Raw genomic sequence first — 25,902 nt, forward strand, 5'->3', positions numbered from 1 at the left:
ACAGACTCGTCCCCGCTGACGACATCCGCCTTGCGCAGGTCAAGGGCGACGGCATCACTTGGCGTTGAAGTAGTTCGCCTCCGGGTGGTGGACGACGATCGCGTCGGTGGCCTGTTCCGGTTCGAGCTGGAACTCCTCCGACAGCCGTACGCCGATCCGCTCCGCCCTCAGCAGCTCCACGATCTTGGCGCGGTCCTCGAGGTCCGGGCAGGCCGGGTAGCCGAAGGCGTACCGGCAGCCGCGGTAGTCGTTGCGCAGCAGGCCGGCCAGGTCGCCCGGGTCGTCGTCGGCGAGCGTCCGGCCGTCGGGCAGCGTCAGCTCCGAGCGGATGCGCCGGTGCCAGTACTCGGCGAGCGCCTCGGTGAGCTGCACCGACAGGCCGTGCACCTCCAGGTAGTCGCGGTAGTTGTTGGCCGCGAAGAGCTTGGCGGTGTACTCGCTGACCGGCTCGCCGACGGTGACCAGTTGCAGCGCGACCACGTCGAGCTGTTCGCCCCTGGGCCGGTAGAAGTCCGCCAGGCAGAGGCGGCGCTCCTGGCGCTGCCGCGGGAACGTGAACCTCACCCGCTCGCTGCGTCCGGACTCGTCGAGGACCACCAGGTCGTTGCCCTCGGAGTACGCCGGGAAGTAGCCGTACACCACGGCCGCCTCGAGCACCTGGTCGGCGGCGAGCCGGTCCAGCCAGTAGCGCAGCCGGGGACGGCCCTCGGTCTCGACCAGCTCCTCGTAGGAGGGGCCGTTGCCGCCGCGGCTGCCCTTGAGGCCCCACTGGCCGAGGAAGGTGGCGCGCTCGTCGAGGAGGCCGGCGTAGTCGGCCAGCGGAATGCCCTTGATGACGCGGGTGCCGAAGAACGGCGGCGTCGGCACCGGCGCGTCCGCCGCGACGTCGGAGCGGACCGAGGTGTCGGTCAGCTCCGGCAGGTTTTCGGTCACCATGGCCCGCTGCCGCTCGCGGCGGGCCCGGCGGGCGGCCAGCGCCGCCTCCCGCTCCGGGTCGACGACCGGGGCGCCGCCGCGCTTGGCGGTCATCACCCGGTCCATCAGGGCCAGCCCTTCGAAGGCGTCGCGGGCGTAGTGCACCTGGCCCGGGAAGAGCGCCCGCAGGTCGTCCTCGACGTAGGCGCGGGTCAGCGCCGCACCGCCGAGCAGCACCGGCCAGCGCTCGGCCACGCCGCGACTCGCCATCTCGGCGAGGTTCTCCTTCATGATGACCGTGCTCTTGACCAGCAGGCCCGACATGCCGATCGCGTCGGCCTTGTGCTCCTCGGCGGCCTCGAGGATGGCGTTGACCGGCTGCTTGATGCCGATGTTGACGACCTCGTAGCCGTTGTTGCTCAGGATGATGTCGACCAGGTTCTTGCCGATGTCGTGCACGTCGCCCTTGACGGTCGCCAGCACGATGCGGCCCTTGCCGCCGTCGTCGGCCTTGTCCATGTGCGGTTCCAGGTACGCCACGGCGGTCTTCATCACCTCGGCGGACTGCAGCACGAACGGCAGCTGCATCTGCCCCGACCCGAAGAGCTCGCCGACGACCTTCATGCCGTCCAGCAGGATGTCGTTGATGATCGACAGCGGGGTGCGCCCGGCTGCCATCGCGGCGTCCAGGTCGGCCTCCAGGCCGTTGCGCTCGCCGTCGATGATCCGGCGCTTGAGCCGCTCCTCCAGCGGCAGCGCGGCCAGCTCCTCGGCCCGCGTCGCCCGCGCCGAGGCCGCGTCGACGCCCTCGAAGATCTCGATGAAGTGCTGCACCGGGTCGTAGCCCTCGCGCCGCCGGTCGTAGATCAGGTCCAGCGCCGCCTCACGCTGGGCGTCCGGGATCTTCGCCATCGGCAGGATCTTGCTGGCGTGCACGATGGCACTGGTCAGCCCCGCCTGCACGCACTCGTGCAGGAAGACCGAGTTGAGCACCTGGCGGGCGGCCGGGTTCAGTCCGAAGGAGACGTTGGAGATGCCGAGGGTGAAGTTGACCCCGGGCCAGCGCCGGGCGATCTCCCGGATCGCCTCGATGGTCTCGATGCCATCGCGGCGGGTCTCCTCCTGACCGGTGGCGATCGGGAAGGTCAGCGCGTCGATCAGGATGTCGGCGCGGTCCAGGCCCCAGCGGCCGGTGAGGTCCTCGATGAGCCGCTGCGCGACGCGGACCTTCCACTCGCGGGTGCGGGCCTGCCCCTCCTCGTCGATCAGCAGCGCCACCACCGCGGCGCCGTGCTCGGCGACGACCGGCATCACCCGCGCGTAGCGGGACCCGGGGCCGTCGCCGTCTTCGAAGTTGACGGAGTTGACGACACAGCGCCCACCGAGCATCTCCAGCCCGGCCTCGACGACGGCGGGCTCGGTGGAGTCCAGCACGATCGGCAGCGTGGAGGCGGTGGCGAAGCGCCCGGCCAGCTCCCGCATGTCCTGGGTGCCGTCCCGGCCGACGTAGTCCACGCAGAGATCCAGCAGGTGCGAGCCGTCCCGGGCCTGGCTGCGGGCGATCTCCACGCAGGCCTGCCAGTCGGCGGCGAGCATCGCCTCGCGGAACGCCCTGGAGCCGTTGGCGTTGGTCCGCTCCCCCACCATCAGCACGCTGGCGTCCTGAGCGAAGGGAACGTGGTGGTAGATCGACGAAACGCCCGGATCACGGCGCGGTTCGCGGGTCCCCGGACGCGTCCCGTGCAGGCGTTCGGAAACCACCCGGATGTGCTCCGGGGTGGTGCCGCAGCAGCCGCCGATCAGGCCCACCCCGTACTCGCCGACGAAACGCTCCAGCGCCTCGGCGAGCTCGTCGGGTGACAGCGGATAGACCGCACCGTCGGCGGTCAGCTGCGGCAGGCCGGCGTTCGGCATCACCGACAGCGGGATCCGGGCGTGCTGGGACAGATAGCGCAGGTGCTCGCTCATCTCGGCCGGGCCGGTGGCGCAGTTGAGCCCGATCAGGTCGATGCCGAGCGGCTCCAGTGCGGTCAGGGCCGCGCCGATCTCGCTGCCGAGCAGCATCGTGCCGGTGGTCTCCACGGTGACGTGGCAGATGATCGGCACCGTCTGCCCGGCCTCGGCCATGGCCCGCCGGGAGCCGGTGACAGCGGCCTTGACCTGGAGCAGGTCCTGCGCGGTCTCGATGATCAGCGCGTCGGCGCCGCCGGCGATCAGCCCGGCCGCGTTCTGCGCGTACGCGTCGCGCAGCTCGCGGAAGCCGATGTGCCCGAGTGTCGGCAGTTTGGTGCCGGGGCCGATCGCACCGAGCACGAAACGCGGGCGGTCCTCGGTGGCCACGGCGTCGGCCGCCTCGCGGGCGAGCCGCGCCCCGGCCTGCGCCAGTTCGAAGATGCGCTCCTCGATGCCGTACTCGCGCAGCGCGCTGAGGTTGGTACCGAAGGTGTTGGTCTCCACGCAGTCGGCGCCGGCGGCGAAGTACGCCTCGTGCACCGCGCGCACCACGTCGGGCCGGCTGACGTTGAGGACCTCGTTACAGCCCTCGTGCCCTTCGAAGTCGTCGAGGGTCAGGTCAGCGGCCTGCAACATCGTCCCCATCGCCCCGTCGGCGATGAGCACCCGTTCGGCCAGCACGTCGAGTATCGGTCTGCGCACCCGTACAGGTTAGTGCTCTTGGGCATCGGCCTCGCCACACCGCACGGCACTCCCACATTCTGTGACGAATGGCGCCCTCGGGACGCGAGGGCGCCCCGGGCGGCCGGGGCGAGGGCGGCGCGGTCATCGAGCCCGATCCGGCACCGGCACGTAGGCTGACGCGGTGAGGAACAACAGCGAACCCGACCTGGTACGCAAGCGGCCCGCGGCGACCGCCGTGACTGCCGCAACCGGGCACGGACGCGGAAAGGTGGCGGCGTGACCGAGTTCGACGGCCTGCCCGTGCTGCGCTCCCCGGTGGCGATCGCGGCGTTCGAGGGCTGGAACGACGCCGCCGACGCGTCGACCGCGGCGGTGGAGCACCTGGAGCAGGTCTGGCAGGCCCGGCAGATCACCGAGTTGGACCCGGAGGACTTCTACGACTTCCAGGTGAGCCGTCCCACGATCACCATGGCCGACGGCGAGACCCGGCGGGTCGAGTGGCCCACGACGAAGTTCATGGTCGCCAGCCCTGAGGGGACCGAACGCGACGTGGTGCTGATCCGCGGCATCGAGCCGAGCATGCGCTGGCGCACATTCTGCGAGCAGATCCTGGAGGTCTGCCACAGCCTGGAGGTCAACCGGGTCGTGCTGCTCGGCGCGCTGCTGGCCGACGTGCCGTACACCCGGCCGTTGCCGATCAGCGGCAGCGCCTCGGACAAGGACGCGGTCGAGCGCTACCAGCTCATCCCGACCCGCTACGACGGGCCGACCGGCATCGTCGGGGTGCTGCAGGAGTCCTGCAACAAGGCCGATGTCGACGCGCTCTCGTTCTGGGTGCACGTGCCGCACTACGCCAACAACCCGCCCTGCCCGAAGGCCACCCAGGCGCTGCTGCACCGGGTCGAGGAGGTGCTCGACCTGCCGGTGCCGATGGCCGACCTGGCCGAGGAGGCCGCCGAGTGGGAGCAGCGGGTACGCAGCGCCGCCGAGCAGGACGCCGAGCTCGGTGAGTACGTGCGTGAACTCGAGGAGCGCGTGGGCGACGCCGGCATCGAGCCGCTCACCGGCGACGAGATCGCCCAGGAGTTCGAGAAGTACCTGCGCCGCCGCGGCGGGCCGGCCGGGCCCGGCCCGGGGCCAGGGCCGACGGCCGGTTCCTGGTAGCCGATTCGCACGGTAGGGCCCGGGCTCCCCTCGTGGGAGTCCGGGCCCTTTTTCGTGTCGAAGGTGGCGGTGCGCACCACCTCTAAGGCATCCTAGGAACCTAGCGGTCTGATGAGGAGGGTGGCAGGTGGAGATCAATCCGGGTGCGGCGGAGTTCCCCCACCGGCAGATCGCCGGGCAGGTGAAGGCACAGATCCGCAGCGGCGCCTGGGGGCCCGGCGAGCGGCTGCCCTCGATCCCGGCCATCGCCGAGCTCTTCGGAGTCGCCAAGCAGACCGCCCAGCGCGCCGTCGACCAGCTGCGCGTCGAAGGAATCCTGATCACCAAACCCGGCTCCGGGACCTACGTACGCGGCACCCGGCGCCGGCTCAACCGGCTCTCCCGCGGCCGGTACGGCGGTTTCCGCGGATACCACGCCGACCTCGCCGCCCGGTACCGGCAGGAACTGCTCGGCGTGCACCGGGCGCCCGCGCCACCGGAGGTCGCAGACGCCTTCGGCCTGGCCGACGGGACCGAACTGCTGGTCCGGCGGCACCTGGTCCGCACCGAGGACGCCCCCGTGGAGGTGGGCGCCTCCTGGTTCCGGGTCGCCGACGCGGCCGGCACCTCACTGGAGCGCGCCGAGGCCTTCGGCCGTCCGTTGTACCAGGAGGCGGAGGAGGCCACCGGCCGCCGCTACATCCGGGCCACCGACCAGATCACCGCCCGCCAGCCCAGCCGGGAAGAGGCCGAGCTGCTGCGCATCCGCCCCGACACCCCCGTGCTGCACCTGCTGCACGTCGCCTGCGACGGCGACGGCAAGCCGATCGAGGTGGCGCAGGCGACCTGGCCGGGACCGATGACCACGCTGACCGAGCAGTACCCCATCCCCGGCCCCGCCACCGAACCCGACCCGGACCCGGGCCTGCTGCTCGGCTAGAGCTTGACGCCCAGCAGCGCGTCGACGGTGTCGGCGAAGAGCGCGGGCGCGGCGGCGTCCGTACCCGTGCCGGCGAGTGCCTCCTGCGCCCAGCGGTCGGCGGCGGCCAGCGCGCCCGGGGTGTCCAGGTCCGCGGCGAGCCGGCGGCGCACGGCGTCGAGCAAGAGCGCGCCGTCGGGACCGGTCGCGGCCGATGCCGCGGCACGCCAGCGGGCCAGCCGCTCCACGGCCGCGTCGAAGAGCTCCCGGGTCCAGGCCCGGTCGGTGCGGTAGTGCCCGGCCAGCAGCGCCAGCCGGATCGCCATCGGATCGACCTTGTCGCCGCGCAGCCGGGAGACGAAGACCAGATTCCCCTTCGACTTTGACATCTTCTCGCCGTCCAGGCCGATCATCCCGGCGTGCACGTAGTGGCCGGCGAAGGGCGCCTGGCCGGTGAGCCGCTCGGCGTGCGCGGCGGAGCACTCGTGGTGCGGGAAGAGCAGGTCGTTGCCGCCGCCCTGCACATCGATGCGCTCACCGAGCAGATTCAGTGCGATCACCGTGCACTCGATGTGCCAGCCCGGGCGCCCCGCACCCAGATCCCCGCCGGGCCAGGAAGGCTCGTCCGGGCGGGCGCCGCGCCACAGCAGCGGGTCCAGCGGGTCGCGCTTGCCGGCACGCTGCGGGTCACCGCCGCGCTCGGCGAAGAGCGGCAGCATCTGCTCCCGCGTCAGGTTCGACTCGTAGCCGAAGCGGGGGGCGGCGGTGATATCGAAGTAGACGTCGCCGGTGCCGTCCTCCAGGCGGTACGCCGCGCCCTCCTTGAGCAGCAGCTGCACCTTCTCGACGATCTCCGGGATCGACTCCACCGCACCGACGTAGTGCGCCGGCGGGATCAGCCGCAGCGCCTCCATGTCCTCGCGGAACAGCGCGGTCTCGCGCATCGCCAGGACCACCCAGTCCTCGCCGTCGCGGGCCGCGCGCTCCAGCAGCGGATCGTCGATGTCGGTGACGTTCTGCACGTAGGTCACCGGGCGCCCCGCGTCGCGCCACATCCGCTGCACCAGGTCGAACGTGATCATGGTGGCGGCGTGGCCGAGGTGGGTGGCGTCGTACGGGGTGATGCCGCAGACGTACATCGTCGCCGGCCCCACCGGATCGGTCGGGTGCACGCCCTGCCGGGCCGAGTCGTAGAGCGCGAGCGGCACCCCGCTGCCCGGCAGCCGCGGCACCTCGTGTCCGGTCCAAGAGTCCATGCGGGCCAGCCTAACGAGGCCGCCCGGGCAGCGGACGCGGGGCCGAGGTGATCAAAGTGACACCGGCTTCAGATCGGCGGCCAGGGGATCGCCGGCCACTGCGGCGACGGCAGCGGGAAGGTCGCGGCCTCGCGTAGCTGCTGCACCCGCTCGGCCAGCGCGCCGACCTCCGCGACGGTGAGGTGCGTCGCCAGCGCTTCACCGAGACTGCCGGCGAGGCCCTCGGCCAGCGCCGCCAGCACCGGCTGCGCCTGCGCCGGCAGCGGCCGCCCGGCCCAGCCCCAGAGCACCGTGCGCAGCTTCGGGTCGGTGTGGAAGCTCACCCCGTGATCGACGCCGTAGATCCGGTCGTCGCCGCCGTGGATGACGTGCCCGCCCTTGCGGTCGGCGTTGTTGATCACCACGTCGAGCAGGGCGAGACGGGCCAGCCGGGGATCGTCGGCGTGCGCCAGCGCGTACGCCGCACCGTCGTCGTCGCGGGCCGCGGCGATCGGAAACCAGCCCGCCGGCACCTCGTCGGCCGGCACGAAGTCCACCAGGGCGGCGGCCTCCGGCGGCTCGTCGATCCAGAGCTGACACGCGCCGGCGCCGAGCGGGCCGCGCTCCCGCAGCACCGTCGGTGGCACCAGGTCCCAGCCGGTGGCGGCCGAGACCAGGTACGCCGAGACCTCCCGGCCGGCCAGCGTGCCGTCGGGGAAGTCCCAGAGCGGCCGTTCGCCGCGTACGGGTTTGTAGACACAGCGGGCCGTCTGCCCGTCGAGGGTGACGAAGCCGCGCAGCGTGGTGTTGGAGGCATCGACGAGGCGGCCCTCCAGCTCGAACTCCCCGTCGCGCAGCAACCGCAGGGCGGTCTCGGTCTCCAGCGGAGTCCTCAGCTGTGCCTCCGTCACCGGTGGTAGCCGTTGTGCCGGGGACAGAGATGGCCGGCCGGGTCGAGGGGCTGGCCACAGAGCGGACAGGGCGCGCGGCCGGCGGCGACCACCCGGCGGGCCCGCTCGATGAACTCGCGGACCCCGGCGGGAGTCAGCCGGACCCGGAGGCGGTCGAGGTCCTCGTCCGGCTCCTCGTCGTCGTCCTCCTCGAGCTCCCCACCGAGCTCTTCGGTGGGCTCCGGCTCGCCGACGGCGATCGCCTCGATCACGACGGTGGCGGTGTCGACGTCGAAGGCGAGCCCCAGGGTGCCCACCCGGAACTCCTCGTCGACGGGGGTGTCGAGGGGGGCGTTGTCGACAGCGGCCACGGGCGCCTCGGGAAGGGACACCCCGAACCGGCGGGTCGCCTCGGTGAGCAACTCCTCCAGCTTCTCCGCCAGCAGCGACACCTGGACCTTCTCCAGCGCCACGCTGACCAGCCGGCCGCCGCCGCGGGCCTGGAGGAAGAAGGTGCGCTCTCCAGGAGGGCCGACGGTCCCGGCGACGAACCGCTCGGGCGGCTCGAAAGCATGCACCTGGTGGGTCATACCGTGACCCTATCCGGCGACGCCGGAGACCGGGCCGCCCGTGGCGGCGAAATCTGCCCGACGCGGCACAGACCACCCAGCCGCACCCGGCGGCAGTGCCTCAGCCGGCCGCGCCGGCGCCCCCGCCCACGGCCGCGTCGGAGGAGACTGCGGCGCGCGTACCGTCGGGTCCGGAGTGCTTCGGTGGCACCAGTGCGGCGAGGTCGCCGCCGGTGTCGTTGAGCCGGACGAGGAAGGGGCGAAGCGGGGTGTAGCGGATCACCGTCACCGAGCCGGGATCGACGACGATGCGCTGGAACAGGTCCAGGTGCAGCCCGAGAGCATCCGCGACAATGGCCTTGATCACATCGCCGTGGCTGCAGGCCGCCCAGACCGCCTCCGGGCCGTGCTCGGCGTCGACGCGGGCATCCCAGCGCCGTACGGCGGCCACCGCCCGGGCCGACATCGCTGCCATCGACTCCCCCTCGGGGAAGACGGCTCCGCTGGGGTGCTGCTGCACCACCGGCCAGAGCGGATCCTTGGCCAGCGTCTTGAGCGACTGCCCCTCCCAGCCGCCGTAGCCGCACTCGACGAGCCCGTCCTCCGGCACCGGTTCGGTGTCGGGCAGGGCCAGCTCGAGAGTCTGCCGGCAGCGGATCAACGGGCTGCTGACCACCGCCGCGAACGGCAGCGCGCGCAGCCGGGCGCCGGCAGCGACGGCCTGTTCGCGGCCCGTCTCGTCCAGCTCGACCGGTTGCCGCCCGGCGAGTCCGCCGGAGGCGTTGGAGGAGGTTCGGCCGTGTCGCATGAGCAGGAGGGTCGCCACGGCCCCACCCTAGGCCCCGGCGGCGGACGCGACACGACCGGCGGCGGCACGCGGCGCGGCGGATGACACGGCGCGGCGCCGCCGGATGGAGACCCCGGCGGCGCCGGGCCGGGCGTCAGTCGCCGACGCCGGCCAGTTCCAGAGCCTCCGCGCAGGTGCGCAGCGTCGCGATGCCGCTGTCCCGGTCGGCCACGAACATCGTCAGCGACAGGGTGGTCACCCCGGCTGCGGCGTACTCCCGCATCCGCTCGGCGATGCGCTCCTTCGGCCCGAGCAGCGAGGTCCGGTCGATGAACTCCATCGGCACGGCGGCGGCCGCCTCGCGCTGCTTGTGGTCCAGGTAGAGATCCTGCACCTCGCGGGCGGCGTTGCCATAGCCCATCCGGGTGGCGAGCTGGTTGTAGAAGTTCTGCTTGCGGCTGCCCATGCCGCCGACGTAGAGCGCGGCGTACCAGCGCACCAGTTCGGCGCAGGAGGCGACGTCGTCACCGACGACCACCGGTACCGACGGGACCACGTCGAACCCGGCGAGCTCCTTGCCGGCGCGGGCCCGGCCCGCGCTGATCGAGGCGAGCTGCTCGGCGGCGTACTCCGGGGCGTAGAAGATGGCCAGCCAGCCGTCGGCGATCTCCCCGGCCAGCTCCAGGTTCTTCGGGCCGACCGCGGCGAGGTAGATCGGGATCTCCGGGCGCGGCGGGTGGAACCCGAGGCGCAGGGCCTTGCCGGGGCCGTCCGGCAACGGCAGCGTGTAGTGCTCGCCGTCATAGGCCACCGGCTTGCGGGCGATCGCCATCTTGACGATGTCGACGTACTCCCGGGTGCGGCCCAGCGGTTTGGCGAAGCGCACGCCGTGCCAGCCCTCGGAGACCTGCGGACCGGAGACGCCGAGTCCGAGCCGGAACCGGCCACCGGAGAGGGTGTCGATCGTGGTGGCCGTCATCGCGGTCGCGGCCGGGGTACGGGCCGGGATCTGCATCACGGCGCTGCCGACGTCGATGCGCTCCGTCTGGCCCGCGATCCAGGCGAGCATGCTCGGCGAGTCCGAGCCGTACGCCTCCGCCGCCCACACCACCGAGTAGCCGAGCCGGTCGGCTTCCTGTGCCAGGGCCAGATGATCGGCCGGCGTGCTCCACGCTGTCTGATATCCGAGGCTGAGTCCGAGCCGCACTGGTCCTCCCCAATTGGCACCAACGTCGCATCAGGGTACGTGACCTCTGTCGGCGAGTTGACCCTTGGTGGGCCGCGGGACCGGTACCGCCTGCTCACCCCACGCCGCCGGTGTCGATCCGCGCGGAGATCCGGGTTACCGAGGATATCGGTGAGGGCGGGTTGCAAATACAGTTCACTCATGCTGCAACGACCGCTCGGCCGAAGCGGGCTGGCGGTTTCCCGGCTCGCTCTCGGCACGATGACCTGGGGACTCGACACCGACGCCGACGACGCCGCCGACCAGCTCACCGGCTACGTCGCCGCCGGCGGCAACCTCGTCGACACCGCGGACGTCTTCGGCGACGGGATGGCCGAGAGCATCCTCGGCTCACTGCTCGGCACGGTGGTCGGCCGCGACGAGGTGCTCATCTCCACCAAGGCGGGGCTGCGGCCGGGTGGGACGCGGCGCCGGGACAACTCCCGCGGCCATCTGCTGCGTACCCTCGACGCCTCGCTGCGGCGCCTCGGCACCGATCACGTCGACCTGTGGCAGGTGCACGGCTACGACCCGCAGACGCCACTGGAGGAGACACTCGCCGCCCTCGACCACGCGGTCAGCAGCGGCCGGGCGCGCTACATCGGGGTGGCGAACTTCGCCGCCTGGCAGACCGCGCGGGCCGCCACCTGGCAGGCCGCCGTCCCGGGGCGGGCGCCGATCGTCGCCACCCAGATGGAGTACTCCCTGCTGGAGCGGGGCATCGAGCGGGAACTGCTGCCCGCCTGTGCCGGGCTGGGCCTCGGCGTGCTGCCCTGGTCGCCGCTGGGCGGCGGGGTGCTGACCGGCAAATACCGCCATGGGCGCCCGGCGGACTCCAGGGCCGCCGGCACGCACCTCGAACCGTTTGTCAGCCGCTACCTCGACCCGCGCTGCTCCAGCATCGTGCAGGCGGTCGCGACCGCCGCCGGCGGCCTCGGCGTCACGCCGCTGGAGGTGGCGCTGGCCTGGGTGCGGGACCGGCCCGGGGTGACCGCCCCGATCCTCGGCGCGCGGACCGCCGCGCAGCTCGCCGGGGCGCTGCAGGTGGAGCGGATCGACCTGCCCGCCGAGATCGTCCGGGCGCTCGACGACGTCTCGGGTATCGAGGTCGGCTACCCGGAACGTGACGGCTGACCGGTGCCCACCCGGCCCACGGCGGCGGTGCTGCCGCGGGCGGAACAGACGGCGGCCGGGATCACCGGCGTTGGGGTGGTAGGCGCCTGCGGGGCTCGGCAGGATGGAGACATGGACTACGAATACGCACCGCTGCGCCTGCCGCCCAACGTCGACCGGATCACCGCCGCCACCCAGCTGGCGATCCAGGCGGAGTTCTCCGGCTGGGAGCTGGCCCGGGTGCGCCTGTTCCGGGACGGGACACGGCAGGTGATGCTGCGGCGTCGCCGTCCGGTCGGCAGCGCGCAACCGGGCCTGTCCTACTGACTCACTCCTGCGGGCTGTCGTCCTCGTCGTCGAGGAAGGGGTGCTCGTCGAGACGGCCGACCAGACGGTCCGCCGGATCGGGCTGGAACGGCCCGGCCGCGTCGTCGTCGTCGAAGGCCTCCAGATCGATCGCGGCAGCCACCTCGCTGACCATCACCAGACCGTCCAGGGGCTCCAGCTCCGGCACGTCCAGCGCCGCCAGCGAGCCGTCGCCGGCCTGCAGCAGCTCCAGCACCGCCTCGCCGACCCCCTCGACCGGCGCCGGGTCCTCCTCACCGGGAGTCTCCGCCCGCCGTGCCGCCTCCGCCACCCGCAGCAGCGCGGCGACGCTCGGCACCCGGTAGTCGCGGCGCTGGCGTACCGAGATGACCTGCGAGTGCGGGTCGGCCGGCTCGTTGCCGTCGGCGCCGCCGATCCCGACACCGAAGCGCTCGTCGGCCTCGTCCGGGTCGATAGACTCCACATCCCAGGGCGTCACCTCGCCGAAGGCGTCGAGCAGCAGGTCGTCGTAGGCGTGGCTGGTGTTGTTCAGGTCGACGTAGGCCTGCCAGACGTCGTCGTCGTCAACCCGGCCCTGCGCGGCCCGGACCGCGGCCAGGTGCCGTCGGGCGGATTCGATCACCCGGTCCAGGGCAGCGTCGAGCTCGGCGTGCGGGTCGGTCATGATGGTCCCTTCGTGTCGATGAGCGCGGGGTCCCGGTCCGTGGGCGGCCGGTGGGGGTTCAGGCGTCGCGTAGGAACCGGTCGAGCACCCGCACGCCGAACTGTAGCCCGTCGACCGGTACCCGCTCGTCGATGCCATGGAACAGGGCCGAGAAGTTCAGGTCCGCGGGCAGGCGCAACGGCACGAAACCGAAGCAGCGGATCCCCAGCCGGTCGAAGGCCTTGGCGTCGGTGCCACCGGAGAGCATGTACGGCACCGGCCGCGCCCCCGGGTCCTCGGCGAGCAGCGCCCGCGACATCCCGTCGACGAGCGCGCCGTCGAAGGTGGTCTCCAGCGCCGGTTGCCGGTGGATGTACTCGATGTCGACGTCCGGGCCGACCAGCTCCCGCAGCTGCGCCTCGAGAAGCTCCGACTGGCCGGGCAGGCTGCGGCAGTCCAGGGTGGCCACCGCCCGGCCGGGAATGACGTTGTCCTTGTAACCGGCCTCGAACCGGGTGGGGTTGGCGGTGTTGCGCAGCGTCGCGCCGATCATGTTGGCGATCGGGCCGAGCCGCGCGATCAGCGGCTCCGGGTGCTCCGGGTCGAACTCCATACCGAGCACGTCGGCGGTCTCGGTCAGGAAGGTGCGCACCGTGTCGGTCAGCACCAGCGGGAAGCGGTGCGACCCGACCCGGGCCACCGCCTCGGCCAGCTTGGTCACCGCGTTGTCGTCGTGCACCATCGAGCCGTGGCCCGGGCGCCCGGTGACCCGCAGCCGCATCCAGTCGAGCCCCTTCTCGGCGGTCTCGATCAGATAGAGCCGCCGGGCCGGGTCGATCGTGTACGAGAAGCCGCCGACCTCCCCGATCGCCTCCGTGCAGCCCTCGAAGAGCTCCGGGTGCTCCTGCACCAGCCAGTGCGCGCCGTACTCGCTGCCGGCCTCCTCGTCGGCGGTGAAGGCAAGCACGATGTCGCGCGCCGGGCGCACCCCGGTGCGCTGCCAGTGCCGCACCACCGCGAGCACCATCGCGTCGAAGTCCTTCATGTCGATCGCGCCGCGGCCCCAGAGGTAGCCGCCGGCGACCTCGCCGGAGAGCGGGTGCACCGACCACTCGGAGGCGTCGAAGGGCACGACGTCGAGGTGGCCGTGCACCAGCAGCGCGCCGCGTCCCGGGTCGGTGCCGGGGATGCGGGCCACCACGTTGGCGCGCCCGGGCGCGGACTCGTAGATCTGGGCGTCGACACCCACCTCGGCGAGCCGCCCGGCGACGTACTCGGCCGCCCGGCGCTCCCCCACGCTGGTGGCGTTGTCGCCGGTGTTGGTGGTGTCGATGCGCAACAGGTCGCTGCAGAGGTCGACGACCTCGTCGGTGGGCGCCGGAACGCTCGGCGTGGTGTCGCTGCTCATGCGGTCTTCATACCAGGCCGGGCCGGCGTGACACCGGCCACCGGTGCGGGGGCGGGTTTGCCTACGCTGACGGGTGGGTACCGCGCCAACCGCCCCCCGGCCGCGCAGATCGAGGAGAATCACCGTGAGCGTTCCCCTGCCCCCGCTGCCGCCGGTGACCGGCACCGATGAATACCGCCCCGGCGGCGCCACCGTCGTCGCGCTGCTCGGACAGGAGCACCACCGGCTGCTGCGGCTCTGCGAGCGGGCGACAGGCGTCGCCGGTCCCGGCCCACACGGGAGCGAGCACGAGCAGGGCGAGACCGTCGAGGTGCTCAGCGCGGTCGTCTCGCGGCACCTCTCCGGCGAGCAGCAGCACCTCTTCCCCGCCGTACGCCGGGTGCTCGCCGACGGCGAGGCCCTGGCCGCGCGGGAGATCGCCGCCGATCAGGCGATCCTGCAGGCTCTGCGGGAACTCGAGGCGACCGCGCCGGACGACACGGCCCGGGCGGCGGCGACGGCCCGGGTCGTCGACCTGCTGCGGCAGCACGTGCGGCGGCTCGACGCGGAGATCCTGCCGGCGCTGGCGTCGGTGCTGGAAGAATCCGACCTTGTCCGCCTCGGCAACCGTGTGGAGATCGCCGAGGAGGCCGGGCCGACCCGTCCTCACCCGCAGGCGCCGGACGCCCCGCCCTGGAACCGCGTGGTGGAGCCGGCCCTGGGCATGGTCGACAAGGTCCGCGACGTGGTCTCCGGCCGGCACACCCGTCCCGAGGACCTCAAAGATCGCGACGCCGGCTGAACGTCAACCCGCAGCCGACAGGCACAATTCGATAAACATCACTGAACCCAAGGTCTTCCGGTGCGTTCGCCGGGGTCATACCGTCACGTTATGAACCTGGAGCTGCGTCACCTGAGGGTGGTCTGCGCCATCGCGGAGACCGGCAGCGTCACGAAGGCCGCATCGGTGCTCGGGCTGGCCCAGCCGGCGCTGACCGCGCAACTCCAACGAATCGAACGCACCCTGGGCGGGCCGCTCTTCGAGCGCGACCGGCGCGGCGCCCGGGCCACCGCGCTCGGCGAGCTGGTGCTCGCCCGTGCCCGGGTGCTGCTGCCGGCGATGAAGGGGCTGCAGGACGAGGCGACCCGGCTCGCCGGCGGTGGAGACGGGCTCAGCCGCTACCGCTTCGGCGGCGTCAACAGCCCCATCCTCGGCCGGCTGATCCACCGGCTGGCCCTCAGTCAGCCACAGGCGCAGATCAGCACCTACGCCTCCTGGTCCGCCGACGAGCTGGGCCGGCTGGTCGCCGGCGCCCGGCTCGACTACGCGCTGACCGGTGTCTGCGGGCAGACGACTCCGTCGGCGGAGTTCGGGCTCAGCTGGCGGGAGGTGGCGATGGACCCGGTCTTCGTGCTGCTGCCGGAGACCCACCCGCTCGCCGCAAGCGAAGAGGTGCCCCTGGGCGCTCTCGCCGGGGAGCAGTGGGTGACCGCCCCGGGCGACGGCTGCTTCGGCGACTGCTTCGCCGCCGCCTGCGCCCGGGCCGGTTTCACCCCCCGGAAGGTCTACGAGACCGACGTACGCGGCTGTGTGGACCTGGTCGACGCCGGTGAGGCGGTGGCGCTGTGCCAGGCGACGTTCCGTCCGGTCGCGGGCCTGGTCACCCGGCCCCTGGCGGGCGTACCGCTGCGCTGGCGGCTGCTGCTCGGCTGGCACCCCGACGCCCCGGCCGCCGGCTACGCCGAGCAGATCCTCGAACTGGCGGTCGACGCGTACACCGACGCGCTCGCCCCGCACCCGCAGTACCTGGCCTGGCTGGGGCGCAACCCGTCGTTCGGGGCCCACCAGCACTCGGCTGCCTGAGCCCGTGGCCGTGGGCGGATGACACGGGTGCGAACGGCACCACCCGGGGTACGCAACGCCCATGACCGATCAGAATCCGTCCGTCGACGTCCGCGAGGTCGCCCTCGACGCCGCCACCGCGCACAACGCCGCCTCGGCCGAGATGGAGGCGTTCCTGCGCCGGGTGCCGGACGTGCCCGGGCTGGCCGACATGGCCGAGTACGCGAACCTGCTGGCCCACGAGGAGCAGCTGCGCCGGCAGCGACGCGCGAGCGCCGAGGCGATGGGGCTGCGGATCGAGAGCTTCGAATCGCAGTAGCGTCACGCCGGTGGCGCAGCCACGGTGACAGCACCGGACGTGCAGGCCACGGCCCCCGTCGATGCGGGTGCCGCGGCCTGCACGTCGGCCCATGACGCCGGGTCTCAGCCCGGGTGCCGGCGGTGCTGCGGGGCCCCCGGCTCCGTCGCCAGCTCCCGTTCACGCAGCACGTCGTGGCCGAGGCTCAGCAGCGCATGCCGCCAACCCTGATCGGACGCGCCGGCGCGCGGCGGCGACGCCAGCAGCTCCTGGATCTCCATCACCGTGTCACGCATGACGTCCACGTCGGCGGGGGTCAGGTCCACCTTGCGCTTGCGCAGCACGGCGAGGATGCTCCGGCCCTGCTCCGAGGTCGCGTCCTGCGCCTCGGCCGGGAAGGCCTGCGTACCGGAGCCTTCGGTCAGCAGCCAGGAGCGCAGCTGCTCGGAGCTGACATTGACGTACAAGTGGAAGTCGTCCCACAACGCCTCCACCTCCGGGTCGAGCCGCTGGTCACGGGGCATCGTCACTCCTCACCGTCGGGTCCCGGCGGGGCCGGGACCGGGTCGTCGGAGAGCCGGTCGGGCGTCTCCGCGGCGGCGACGCGCACGCGCGCCGGATTCGCGATGGGCTCGGCGCGGATCGGCTCCTCCGCGTCCTCTTCGGGCAGCCCGGGTCCGTCCGCGTCGGTCATCGCGGATGGGTGCTGGTCGCCGGGGTGCGGTCGGTGCGGGCCGCGGCGCTGACGTCGAAGTTGAGCCGGTCGTCGCGCACACCGACCCGGACCTGCTGCCCGGAGCTGATCGCCCCGTCGAGCAGCATCGTCGACAGCGGGTTCTCCACCTCACGCTGGATCACCCGCCGCAACGGACGCGCCCCGAACTCGGGGCGGTTGCCATGCGCGGCGATCCAGTCCACGGCGGAGTCGTCGAAGGAGAGCGAGACGTCCTGGGCGTGCAGCCGGCGGCGGGTCTCCTCCAGCAGCAGCCCGGTGATCTGACGCAGCTGCTCGATCTCCAGGCGCTGGAAGATGATGATCTCGTCGATGCGGTTGAGGAACTCCGGCCGGAAGGACTCCTGCAGCCGGCGCATCAGGCTCTCCCGCAGGTCCCGGGCCTCGCGTTCGCGGCCGTCGCCGACCTCGCCGAAGCCCACCGAACGGCGGGTGCCGGTGATCAGCTCCGAACCCAGGTTGCTCGTCATGATCACCACTGCGTTGCGGAAGTTCACCGTCCGCCCCTGGCTGTCGGTGAGCCGGCCGTCCTCCAGGACCTGCAGCAGCGCGTTGAAGACGTCCTGGTGGGCCTTCTCGATCTCGTCCAGGAGCACCACCGCGTACGGCCGGCGGCGGATCGCCTCGGTGAGCTGCCCGGCCTCCTCGTAGCCGACGTAGCCGGGTGGGGCGCCGACGAGCCGGCTGACCGTGTGCCGCTCCTGGAACTCGCTCATGTCCAGGCGGATCATCCGGTCCTCGTCGCCGAAGAGCACCTCGGCCAGCGTCTTGGCCAGCTCGGTCTTGCCCACACCGGTGGGACCCAGGAACAGGAAGCTGCCCATCGGACGGTCCGGGTCGGAGAGACCGGCGCGGGAGCGGCGGACCGATTCGGCGACGGCGTTGACCGCGTCGTCCTGGCCGATCACGCGCTCGTGCAGCTGCGACTCCAGGCGCAGCAGCCGGTCCCGTTCCTCCTCGGTGAGCTGACGCACCGGGATGCCGGTGGAGCGGGACACCACCTCGGCGATCTCCTGGGTGTCGACGGCGGGCACCTGCGGCGAGTCGCCCTGCCCCTCGGCCCGGCCGATCTCGTCCTGCAACTGCTGCACCCGGTCGCGCAGCTGGGAGGCGCGCTCGTACTGCTCGTCGGAGACGGCCTGATCCTTGTCCCGCCGGATCTCCTGCAGCTGCCGTTCCAGGTCGCGCACATCGGCGGCCGGGGTCCGCGTGCGCAGCCGCACCCGGGCGCCCGCCTGGTCGATCAGGTCGATCGCCTTGTCCGGCAGGAACCGGTCGGTGACGTAGCGGTCGGCGAGCTGCGCTGCGGCAACGAGCGCCTCGTCGGTGAAGCGGACCTGGTGGTGCGCCTCGTAGCGGTCCCGCAACCCCCGCAGGATGGTGATGGTGTCCTCGACGGTCGGCTCGGGCACCAGAACGGGCTGGAAACGGCGGGCCAGCGCGGCGTCCTTCTCGATGCTCTTGCGGTACTCGTTGAGGGTGGTCGCGCCGATCACCCGCAGCTCGCCGCGGGCCAGCGCCGGTTTGAGCATGTTGCTGGCGTCCATGCCGCTGCCCTCGCCGCCGGAGCCGCCGGCCCCGACCAGGGTGTGCAGCTCGTCCAGGAAAATGATCAGTTCGTCGTTGTGGGCGCGGATCTCGTCGATGACCTTCTTGAGCCGTTCCTCGAAGTCACCGCGGTAGCGGGTGCCGGCGACGAGCCCCGCCAGGTCCAGCTGGATGACCCGCTTGCCGAGCAGCGTCTGCGGCACGTCACCGTCGATGATCCGCTCGGCGAGCCCTTCGACGATGGCGGTCTTGCCCACACCCGCCTCACCGATGAGGACGGGGTTGTTCTTGGTACGCCGGGACAGGATCTCCACGGTCTGCTCGATCTCGTCGGTACGCCCGATGACCGGGTCGATGCGGTCCTCCCGGGCCAGATCGGTGAGATCGCGGCCGTACTGGTCGAGCGTCGGGGTGCCCCGGTCGGCCCGTCCCTCCGGCGCGGCCCCCTTCTCAGCGCTGGCGGCCTGCAACGACTCGGGCTGGATCCGGCCGGCGGCCAGCATCCGCCCGGCCGGCGACTCCGGGTTCAGCGGCAGCGCCATCAGGATGTGCTCGGGCCCGATGTAGCTGGCCCCCATCGCCCGGGAGAGCTGGTGGGCGTCGAGCAGCGCCCGCTTCGCCGCCGGTGTCAGCGACAGGTGCGGCGGCACCTGCCCCTTGGGCGTCCCGTTGCCCCGGCCGCCGAGCGCGTTGACCAGGGCGTACGGGTCGGCGCCGGCCCGGCTGACCAGGTCCCGCAACGGCTCGCGCTGCAGAGCGGCCCAGAGCAGATGATCGGTGTCGAGATCGGCGCTGCGCTTCTGCGCGGCGCGCCGGGCGGCCTCGGCGAGCAGTTCACGCGCGTCGGCGGTCATCAACCGGGTGATGTCGACGCGCTGCCCCGGCCGCCGCCCCTCCCCCCGGCCGAAGTACCGGGCGAGGAACTCGTCCCAGGGGTCGGAGCCGAAATCGGCGGGTCCCTGCGTCATGATCTGTTTCCCCCCACGGCGTGAAGCGGTCGGCGTGGGCTACCCGGCGGCCGTCGGCACAAACGTCACGCCCCTGGCACCCTGGGAAGATGGAGCAGGCCGAGACCGTGCTGATCGTCGATGCCGCGAACGTGGTCGGGTCCCGTCCGGACGGCTGGTGGCGTGATCGTGCCGGCGCCACCGCCCGGCTGCGCGACCGGCTGACCGGCATCGCCGCCGGTGGTCTGGCCGAGGTGGTGCCACCGGTGCGGGTGGTGCTGGTGGTGGAGGGCGCGGCCCGGGACATCCCGGCGGTGCCCGGGGTGGAGGTGGTCGCCGCGCCCGGCAGCGGCGACGACACGATCGTCGAGGTGGTCCGGGCGCACCCGGGACGCCGCCGGGTCGTGGTCACCGCCGACCGGCTGCTGTGCGCCCGGGTGGCGGCCGAGGACGCCGAGGTACGCGGCCCGCGCTGGCTGACCGGGGCCACCGGCCACGACTGACCGGGCCCCGGCAAGGCCACCCGACGGGACGGCGGACGCGCCGCTGTCCAGATGCCCCGGACGCGATCATCGGGGCATAATCCGCTTAGGCTGTCCCGGACTCTTCCCACCCCCAGGAGGTCCTGTGTCGAGTGTCGCCGAGCTCAAGGCCGCCATCGACGCGGCCCTGGCACAGATCGGAGAGGGACAGGCCGCGGTGCAGGCCGCCGGGGAGAAGCTAGCCGAGGCGCAGCAGACCCTCGCCGGCGCGCTGGAGGGCAGCGGACACGAGAGTGTCACCGCCGCCCACTCCTCGCTTGCGCAGGCCGGCCAGGAGCTCCAGGAGTGCCTGGCAGCCGTGCTCACCGCCGTCGAGCAGGCCGAACTCTACGTCTCGACGCTCTGACCATGTCGCTGATCGAGGAGCTGGCCGTGCGGTTGCGCGCCGCCTCCGACGAGCTGCCGGTGGCGGCGATCCTGGCCGCGCTGGAACGCTTCGGCACCGCCGCGGAGCAGCTGCGCCGGGTCCGCGAGTCCTCCGCCGACCCGATGGGGGTGCCGGAGCTGGGCGCGGCGGTGGAGCACGCCGAAGCCGCCTCCCACGCGCTGCGGGTGGCCCAGGAGCACCTGGCGGCGTACCTGACGGCGATCGGGATGGTCGACGGCGACGCCGGCGCGACGGGCGAGCGCGACGGGCGCGAGCCGGTCCGGCAGCGGCCCCACGACGGGCAACGGCAGCCCGAGGACGACCCGCGGCGGGCACCGGAGCAGCCGCAGACGCGCGGCGGCACACCGCGTCCGGAGCAGGTCGGCGCCGCCCGTCCCGCGCCGCAGCGGTCCCGGCCGGCCGGTGAGCCGGCCGCCGCGGACGTCGCGGCGCGCCCGCTGACGGCGTCCCGGAAGACGACGGCGCCGGATCCGGCGGGCCGCTGGTGGCGCGAGCGGGTCGCCGAGCTGACCGGTTCCCCCGCACAGAGCGGCGAGCAGCACGAACAGACCGCCGACCCCGGTGACCTGCTGCGGCGGGTGGCCCGGCAGGCCCGCAGCGGCGACCGGGACCGGCTCCACGCCGAGCTGCGCCGGGCCCGCACCGACGCCGGCCTCGGCCTGGCCGCGCTCACCCCGCCGCTGCTGCGGGAACTCTGCGCCGACCTGCTCGGTCACCCACCCCGTGGGCAGGACCTGCCGCGGCTGCGCCGGGAGGTCGACACCGCCGTACGGTCGCTGCTGCCCGGCCTGCCGGCACCGGTACTGGAGGACGTGCTCAGCCGCGTCTGCCGCACCCCGCCGCCGCGGCGGAGCACGACAGCGGGCAACCCGGCCGACCCGGCGGTCGCCTCGGCGGTGCTCACCGGATACCTGGCCGGCCGGCTCAACCGCGACCTGCCGGAGCGGCGCCGTGACTGATCTGCCGGAGCCCGACCGTGGCTGACCTGCGCGCCGAGCTCGCCGCCCGGATCAGGGCCACCCTGTCCCAGGCGCAGGGCGCGGCCCGCGACCGGCTGCGCTCGGCCCGCGCCGCCCAGGAAGCGGCCACCGCCCGGCTGGAGCGCACCCGGCGGGCCGCCGCCGAGGTGCCCGACCGCGTCGGCGCGGAGCGGGACCGGCGGCTCGCGGTCATCGACACCCGCCACGCCGACCGGCTCGACCGGCTCACCGCCGCGGCCCGTGGCGCGGCCGCCCTGGCCGCTCCCGGTGCCGCCGGCACCGGCTGGGACGACTGGGCGCCGGCGCCGCTGCCGCGCGGGCAGCGCGCCGACCCGGTACGCGTGGGCGAGGCGCAGGTGCCCGGCGGGCAGCCGGTCCCGGCGCTGCTGCCCCTGCTGGACAGCGGCCACCTGCACGTGTCGGGCGCCGACGCGCCCGGCTGCGACGCGGCGGTGAGCGGGGTCCTGCTGCGCTGCCTCGGGCAGGCCGAGCCGGGACTGGTCCGCCTCGCCGGCTACGACCCGGAGCAGCTGGGCGGCGGGTTGGCCGGCTTCGCACCGCTGGCTGGGGCGGGTCTGCTGACCTTCGCCGGGCCGGGCGGGCTGGGCGCGCTCCTCGACGAACTCGTCGACCACATCCGCCGGATCAACGAGACGGTGCTCGCCGGTGAGCACAGCTCGCTGCACGAACTGGCCGCCGCCACCGGACGCCGCCCCGAACCGTGGCGGGTCGCGGTCCTGCTCGGCGGCGAGGAGCCCTCCCGGCACGAGCGGGGGCAGCTGGACCGGATCCTGCGCACCGGCGCCGCCTGTGGCGTGCACCTGGTGGTGCGCGACATCGACCTGCCGCAGCGGCCCACGCTGCGCCGGCTCACCGCCGACGGGGACGGCGCCCGCCTGAGCGGCCTGGGCACGCTGCCGGTACGCCTGGATCCGTCCCCGCCGGCCCCCCTGGTCAGCCGCACCTGCCGGGAGGTGGCGGCACGTTTCAGCGCCGGTCCCCCGCCGGCGCTGCTGGCCGACCTGCTGCCCGCGGCGGAGCAGTTCTGGCGGGAGAGCGCCACCGAGTCGTTGACCGTGCCGATCGGCGACGGCGCGGACGGGCACGCGGTGTCGTTGACGCTGGGCGACTACCCGCCGCACGCCCTGATCGGCGGTCCGTCGGGCACCGGCAAGACAAACCTGATCTTCGCCTGGATCGCGGCGCTGACCACGCGCTACTCCCCCGCCGAACTGGAGCTGTACCTGCTCGACTTCAAGGAGGGGGTCTCCTTCGCCCGGTTCGCCCAGGGCCGCCGGGACCCGAGCTGGCTGCCGCACCTGCGGCTGGTCGGCATCAACGTCAACACCGACCGGGAGTTCGGGCTGGCACTGCTGCGGTTCCTCGCCGACGAGCTGCGACGACGCGCGGACGCCGCCCGCAAGCACGAGGTGACGACCCTCGCCGAACTGCGGGACGCCGATCCCGACGGGCACTGGCCCCGCATCGTCGCGGTGGTCGACGAGTTCCAGATGCTGCTCGCCGGCCGCGACGCCGTCGTACGCGAGGCCGCGGACCTGCTGGAGGACCTGGCCCGGCGCGGCCGCTCACAGGGCATCCACCTGGTGCTGGCCTCCCAGGACGTGCGGGGCATCGAGGCGCTCTGGGGACGGCCCGCGCTGGTCGCCCAGTTCACGTTGCGCATCGCCCTGCCGAAGGCGCTGCGGATCCTGGCCGAACGCAACGACGCGGCGCAGAGCCTGCCGCGCCACCATGCGGTCGTCAACGACGAGTCGGGCATGGCCGAGGGGAACCGGATCGCCCGGATCCCGAACGCCGGTGACCGGCAGAGCTGGAACGACCTGCAGCAGCGGCTCTGGCGGATGCGCACCCCCGACGCCGCCCCGCCGCGGCTCTTCGACGGTGACGCCGTGCCGCTGCTGACCGCCGCGCCGGACCTGCGCGAGCTGGGCCCGGCCGAGCCGGGAACGGGCGCGCCGGTGGCGCTGCTCGGCGAGGTCATCGACGTGCGGGCCCGGTCGGCGCGGCTGCGCCTGCCACGGGCGCCCGGCCGCAACCTGGCGGTGCTCGGCACCCGCGTCGACGAGGCCTGCGCGGTCCTCGACGCCGCCGGCCGCTCGCTGGCCCGCCAGCACCGGCCCGGCGCCGCCCGCTTCTCCGTCGCCTGCCTCGACCCGGACGCCGACACCGCGGCCCGGTCGCTCTTCGCCGCGCTCGGCGACGACGCCGCCTGGTACGACGAGCAGAGCGTCGGCGAGCTCCTCGACGAGACCGCCGGGGAGCTGACCGAGGCGGCGGCGACCCCGCACTACCTGCTGGTCTACGCCGTCGACGCGCTGCGGCGGCTGCCCGGAGGCGAGGCGGGCCTGCATCAGCTGCGCCGGATCCTGCACGACGGGCCGGAGCGGCGCATCCATCTGCTCGGCTGGTGGCGGGGTGTGGCGCGGCTGCGCGCCGACCTGGGAGGCCCGGCGTCGCGTACCGACCAGATCGGCGCGTGGGTGGCGTTGGACGTGCAGGGCGCCGAACTCGCGCCGCTGTATCCCGGCCCGGGAGGTCCGCACTGGTATCCCCGCCCGTGGCGGGCGCTCTACTTCGACCGGGCGGTCCACCGCACCGGCCAGGTCATCATCCCGTACGGGCCGCAGTCATGAGCGAACGGCAGGCCGCGTACGAGGCGGCGGTGGCCGAACTGGCCGCGCTCAACGGCCGGCTGGCCGACCAGCGTCAGGAGGCCCACGGCTGGTACGCCCAGCAGTGCGAGGCCGCCGAGGCGGCGGTACGTGCGGCCCGCGACCGGGTGGCGAGCGCCCGGGCGGAGGTGACGGCGGCCGCCGAGCAGGTGGCGCAGGTCGACCGGGAGGCAGCCGAGCTCTGGGAGGTGCTGCGCCGGCGGGTGCGGCTCGGGCCGAACCGGCTGGGCAGCCCGCCGGTGCCCGCGTCCGGGGCCGGCGGTGATCCGGTGGCGCTGCTCGCCGCGGCCCGCGACCTGCTGGACCGGGCCGGCCGCCCCGGTGAACTCGACGGTTCGGCAAATCCGCTGCTGGCGCTGGCCGGGGTCCTGACCACCGTGCTGACGTTCGCGCTCGGACTGGGCGCGCGGGCGCTGGGCGACCACTACGGCGGTGAGCTGGCGGTGGGAATGCCGGTGCTCGCGCTGGCGGTGACGATGCTCGGTCCCTTCGCGGCGCTGGCGCCGGCGAAGGTGCTGGCCGACCGCCGGCATGCCGCCCTCGGTCCCGGGCCGGTGGCGGTGGTGCTCAGCGCCGGGCTGGTAACCGCCGCCACCCTGCTGTTGTTGCTGCGCTGACCCCTCTCGGCGGTCCGGTGAGCGGTGCGGTCACGACGCCGCAGGGCCCCCCGGCGATCGCCACCGCTGCGGCCCTGCGGCCGGTACGGCGATCGCCTCCCGCAGCAGCCGCCGGGCCAGCACCAGCCGGTCGGCGTCGTCGTCGAGTCCGGGCAGCTGCGCCACCTGCACCGGGCGGGCTTCGAGCAGCGTCCGCAGCGCCGGCGCGCACTGGGCCGGGAAGCTGATCGTGCGGTCGAAGGTAAGCAGTTCAACACGTTCGTCCCCGTCGGCGCGCAGCCGGCAGCGCAGCCCGTCGCGCAGCGCGATGCGTGCGGTGGCGTCGAGCGTGTCGACGGCGGCCGCCTGGGCCAGCGGGCGGATCGGCGCCGGGCGCGACGCGGGCCAGGCCCGGCGGCGCAGCCGGTCGGCGACCGCGGCGGGCTCGACGCGGTGGAGCCAGTCCCGCAGCGCCTCCACCGTCTCGGTCAGCACCGGCTCGATCGCCTCCGGGTCGGCCACGTCGAGACCGAAGGGCAGCCCGGCGCGCAGTCGCGCGTCCTCGGCGGCGAGCGCCAGCAGCTCCTCGACGAGGGTGTAGCGGGTCAGCGCCCGGACGCCGACGGTCAGGTGCAGCGAGCTCTCGGCCTGCGCCTGGGCGCTGTGCAGCCAGCCACGGGGCAGGTAGAGGGCATCCCCGGGTTCGAGCACCACGTCGAGCGCAGGCGTGCCGTCGGCGACGGCGCCGACTTCATCGGCGCGGCCGCCCCACGGCTGGCGCTCCAGTGGGTCGGCCAGCACGGGAGCGTGGATGCGCCAGTGTTTGCGTCCGTCGACCTGGAGCACGAAGACGTCATGGGTGTCGTAGTGGGTCGCGAAGCCCTGACTGTCGGGCGGAGTGAGGTAGGCGTTGACCTGCAGCGGCTGCCCGACGTCGGCGGCGAGGTGCCGGGTGAACTCGGTCAGCGGCGGCCAGAGCCGGTGCAGGCCCTGCAGCACGAGGGTGGCGCCGCCGGAGTAGAGCTCCAGCACCCGCTCGTCGAGGACCTGGTCGCCGATCTCGGCGCCGGCCCCGCCGCCGCCGGTGTAGCGGGCAGCCGGGACCAGCTCACCGTTGCGGGCGATCCGCAGGAACGGTGTCCGCAGCCCGCGTCGGCTGAGCAGCTCGTCGGCGTCGGCCGGGCTGAGCAGGTCGGTGAAGCCCGCCGGGTTGGGCAGTTCGGCGGCGCGCGAGAGCAACGGCGCCCGGCCCCAGTGGCCGGTGGCGAACTTCTCGGTCTCGATCGCGGCGCAGCGCCGCAGTGCGGCACCGGGTTCGGAATGAAGCACCGCCGGGCGGTCGGGGCCGCCCGGCGGTTGGCTGTGCGTCACTGCCGGCCTTTCTCAGCGAGCACTGCCGTCGGCGCCACCGTCGTGCTGACCCGGCGTCGCACCGCCGTCAGCCGGACCCTCCGCGCTGCCATCCGCGCCACCGTCGTGCTGACCCGGCGTCGCACCGCCGTCAGCCGGACCCTCCGCGCTGCCATCCGCGCCACCGTCGTGCT

The 25,902-nt window shown here is 73.6% G+C and carries 24 protein-coding genes; 12 read left to right on the forward strand and 12 right to left on the reverse strand.

The window, feature by feature from the left end; genetic code table 11:
- Positions 1-54: 54 nt before the first annotated feature.
- Positions 55-3,558 (reverse strand): methionine synthase, encoded by a 3,504-nt coding sequence (metH, locus tag ACK8GG_RS18910; RefSeq protein ID WP_440356930.1) that lies wholly within the window; start codon positions 3,556-3,558, stop codon positions 55-57.
- 270 nt (positions 3,559-3,828) lie between these two features.
- Here metH and ACK8GG_RS18915 point away from each other — a divergent pair, with 270 nt between their 5' ends.
- Both ACK8GG_RS18915 and ACK8GG_RS18920 read left to right on the forward strand, forming a co-directional pair.
- Entirely contained in the window at positions 3,829-4,716 is an 888-nt protein-coding gene (locus tag ACK8GG_RS18915; protein ID WP_440352075.1) for a PAC2 family protein, read from the forward strand.
- Positions 4,717-4,843: 127 nt separating this feature from the next.
- A complete protein-coding gene (locus ACK8GG_RS18920) occupies positions 4,844-5,635 on the forward strand; it encodes a GntR family transcriptional regulator (RefSeq protein WP_440356901.1) in 792 nt (263 codons plus the stop codon).
- On the opposite strand, the gene mshC is transcribed toward ACK8GG_RS18920, so the two are convergent.
- The 5 genes from mshC to ACK8GG_RS18945 all read right to left on the reverse strand — a co-directional run bounded on the left by mshC (position 5,632) and on the right by ACK8GG_RS18945 (position 10,302).
- Entirely contained in the window at positions 5,632-6,870 is a 1,239-nt protein-coding gene (mshC, locus tag ACK8GG_RS18925) for a cysteine--1-D-myo-inosityl 2-amino-2-deoxy-alpha-D-glucopyranoside ligase (protein ID WP_440356902.1), read from the reverse strand. The two genes, ACK8GG_RS18920 and mshC, sit on opposite strands and share 4 nt — an antisense overlap.
- 68 nt (positions 6,871-6,938) lie before the next feature.
- Positions 6,939-7,760, reverse strand: a complete 822-nt coding sequence (locus ACK8GG_RS18930; protein WP_440353171.1) for an SCO1664 family protein — start codon at positions 7,758-7,760, stop codon at positions 6,939-6,941.
- Entirely contained in the window at positions 7,757-8,329 is a 573-nt protein-coding gene (locus tag ACK8GG_RS18935; RefSeq protein ID WP_440353172.1) for a DUF3090 domain-containing protein, read from the reverse strand. Before ACK8GG_RS18935 ends, ACK8GG_RS18930 begins: the two co-directional genes overlap by 4 nt.
- A gap of 100 nt (positions 8,330-8,429) precedes the next feature.
- Positions 8,430-9,116, reverse strand: a complete 687-nt coding sequence (locus ACK8GG_RS18940) for an MSMEG_4193 family putative phosphomutase (protein WP_440353173.1) — start codon at positions 9,114-9,116, stop codon at positions 8,430-8,432.
- 133 nt (positions 9,117-9,249) lie between these two features.
- The gene (locus ACK8GG_RS18945; protein ID WP_440356903.1) at positions 9,250-10,302 is read right to left on the reverse strand and encodes an LLM class F420-dependent oxidoreductase; all 1,053 of its coding nucleotides are present in this window, start codon (positions 10,300-10,302) and stop codon (positions 9,250-9,252) included.
- A 180-nt stretch (positions 10,303-10,482) separates the two neighbouring features.
- On the opposite strand from ACK8GG_RS18945, the gene ACK8GG_RS18950 reads away from it, so the two are divergent.
- Both ACK8GG_RS18950 and ACK8GG_RS18955 read left to right on the forward strand, forming a co-directional pair.
- Entirely contained in the window at positions 10,483-11,454 is a 972-nt protein-coding gene (locus ACK8GG_RS18950) for an aldo/keto reductase (protein ID WP_440352069.1), read from the forward strand.
- Positions 11,455-11,565: 111 nt separating this feature from the next.
- The gene (locus ACK8GG_RS18955) at positions 11,566-11,760 is read left to right on the forward strand and encodes a DUF5703 family protein (protein WP_440352068.1); all 195 of its coding nucleotides are present in this window, start codon (positions 11,566-11,568) and stop codon (positions 11,758-11,760) included.
- A gap of 1 nt (position 11,761) precedes the next feature.
- Here the strand turns inward: ACK8GG_RS18955 and ACK8GG_RS18960 are convergent, their stop codons facing one another.
- On the reverse strand, positions 11,762-12,424 hold the full coding sequence (locus ACK8GG_RS18960; RefSeq protein WP_440353174.1) for a hypothetical protein: 663 nt from the start codon (positions 12,422-12,424) through the stop codon (positions 11,762-11,764).
- Between the two features lie 58 nt (positions 12,425-12,482).
- Positions 12,483-13,811, reverse strand: coding sequence for a M20/M25/M40 family metallo-hydrolase (locus ACK8GG_RS18965; RefSeq protein WP_440352066.1), 1,329 nt, complete (start codon positions 13,809-13,811; stop codon positions 12,483-12,485).
- Positions 13,812-13,935: 124 nt separating this feature from the next.
- Here ACK8GG_RS18965 and ACK8GG_RS18970 point away from each other — a divergent pair, with 124 nt between their 5' ends.
- From ACK8GG_RS18970 to ACK8GG_RS18980, 3 genes are all read left to right on the forward strand, one after another.
- Positions 13,936-14,592, forward strand: a complete 657-nt coding sequence (locus tag ACK8GG_RS18970) for a hemerythrin domain-containing protein (RefSeq protein ID WP_440352065.1) — start codon at positions 13,936-13,938, stop codon at positions 14,590-14,592.
- Positions 14,593-14,682: 90 nt separating this feature from the next.
- A complete protein-coding gene (locus ACK8GG_RS18975) occupies positions 14,683-15,654 on the forward strand; it encodes a LysR family transcriptional regulator (protein WP_440353175.1) in 972 nt (323 codons plus the stop codon).
- A 61-nt stretch (positions 15,655-15,715) separates the two neighbouring features.
- Positions 15,716-15,952 carry a hypothetical protein gene (locus ACK8GG_RS18980; protein ID WP_440352063.1) on the forward strand — a complete coding sequence of 79 codons (237 nt, stop codon included), beginning with the start codon at positions 15,716-15,718 and terminating at the stop codon, positions 15,950-15,952.
- Between the two features lie 104 nt (positions 15,953-16,056).
- Here ACK8GG_RS18980 and ACK8GG_RS18985 read toward each other — a convergent pair whose 3' ends face one another.
- From ACK8GG_RS18985 to ACK8GG_RS18995, 3 genes are read right to left on the reverse strand one after another with little or no spacing between them, the layout of a single operon-like run.
- On the reverse strand, positions 16,057-16,455 hold the full coding sequence (locus tag ACK8GG_RS18985; protein ID WP_440356904.1) for a DUF3140 domain-containing protein: 399 nt from the start codon (positions 16,453-16,455) through the stop codon (positions 16,057-16,059).
- A 2-nt stretch (positions 16,456-16,457) separates the two neighbouring features.
- On the reverse strand, positions 16,458-16,625 hold the full coding sequence (locus ACK8GG_RS18990) for a hypothetical protein (protein WP_440356905.1): 168 nt from the start codon (positions 16,623-16,625) through the stop codon (positions 16,458-16,460).
- Positions 16,622-19,180 (reverse strand): ATP-dependent Clp protease ATP-binding subunit, encoded by a 2,559-nt coding sequence (locus tag ACK8GG_RS18995; protein ID WP_440352060.1) that lies wholly within the window; start codon positions 19,178-19,180, stop codon positions 16,622-16,624. The genes ACK8GG_RS18990 and ACK8GG_RS18995 overlap by 4 nt, the downstream gene beginning before the upstream one ends.
- Positions 19,181-19,269: 89 nt before the next feature.
- Here ACK8GG_RS18995 and ACK8GG_RS19000 point away from each other — a divergent pair, with 89 nt between their 5' ends.
- The 5 genes from ACK8GG_RS19000 to ACK8GG_RS19020 all read left to right on the forward strand — a co-directional run bounded on the left by ACK8GG_RS19000 (position 19,270) and on the right by ACK8GG_RS19020 (position 24,379).
- A complete protein-coding gene (locus ACK8GG_RS19000; RefSeq protein WP_440352059.1) occupies positions 19,270-19,662 on the forward strand; it encodes a hypothetical protein in 393 nt (130 codons plus the stop codon).
- Between the two features lie 124 nt (positions 19,663-19,786).
- On the forward strand, positions 19,787-20,047 hold the full coding sequence (locus ACK8GG_RS19005) for a hypothetical protein (protein ID WP_440352058.1): 261 nt from the start codon (positions 19,787-19,789) through the stop codon (positions 20,045-20,047).
- A 2-nt stretch (positions 20,048-20,049) separates the two neighbouring features.
- Positions 20,050-21,048: a hypothetical protein gene (locus tag ACK8GG_RS19010; RefSeq protein WP_440353178.1), complete on the forward strand. Its 999-nt coding sequence runs from the start codon at positions 20,050-20,052 to the stop codon at positions 21,046-21,048.
- Between the two features lie 17 nt (positions 21,049-21,065).
- Positions 21,066-23,723 (forward strand): FtsK/SpoIIIE domain-containing protein, encoded by a 2,658-nt coding sequence (locus ACK8GG_RS19015; RefSeq protein WP_440356906.1) that lies wholly within the window; start codon positions 21,066-21,068, stop codon positions 23,721-23,723.
- Positions 23,720-24,379 carry a hypothetical protein gene (locus ACK8GG_RS19020; RefSeq protein ID WP_440353180.1) on the forward strand — a complete coding sequence of 220 codons (660 nt, stop codon included), beginning with the start codon at positions 23,720-23,722 and terminating at the stop codon, positions 24,377-24,379. The genes ACK8GG_RS19015 and ACK8GG_RS19020 overlap by 4 nt, the downstream gene beginning before the upstream one ends.
- A 30-nt stretch (positions 24,380-24,409) precedes the next feature.
- On the opposite strand, the gene ACK8GG_RS19025 is transcribed toward ACK8GG_RS19020, so the two are convergent.
- The gene (locus ACK8GG_RS19025) at positions 24,410-25,729 is read right to left on the reverse strand and encodes a cupin domain-containing protein (protein ID WP_440352054.1); all 1,320 of its coding nucleotides are present in this window, start codon (positions 25,727-25,729) and stop codon (positions 24,410-24,412) included.
- Positions 25,730-25,902 lie beyond the last annotated feature (173 nt).

It is taken from the genome of Melissospora conviva, assembly GCF_049523535.1.
GTDB lineage: Bacteria > Actinomycetota > Actinomycetes > Mycobacteriales > Micromonosporaceae > Melissospora > Melissospora conviva.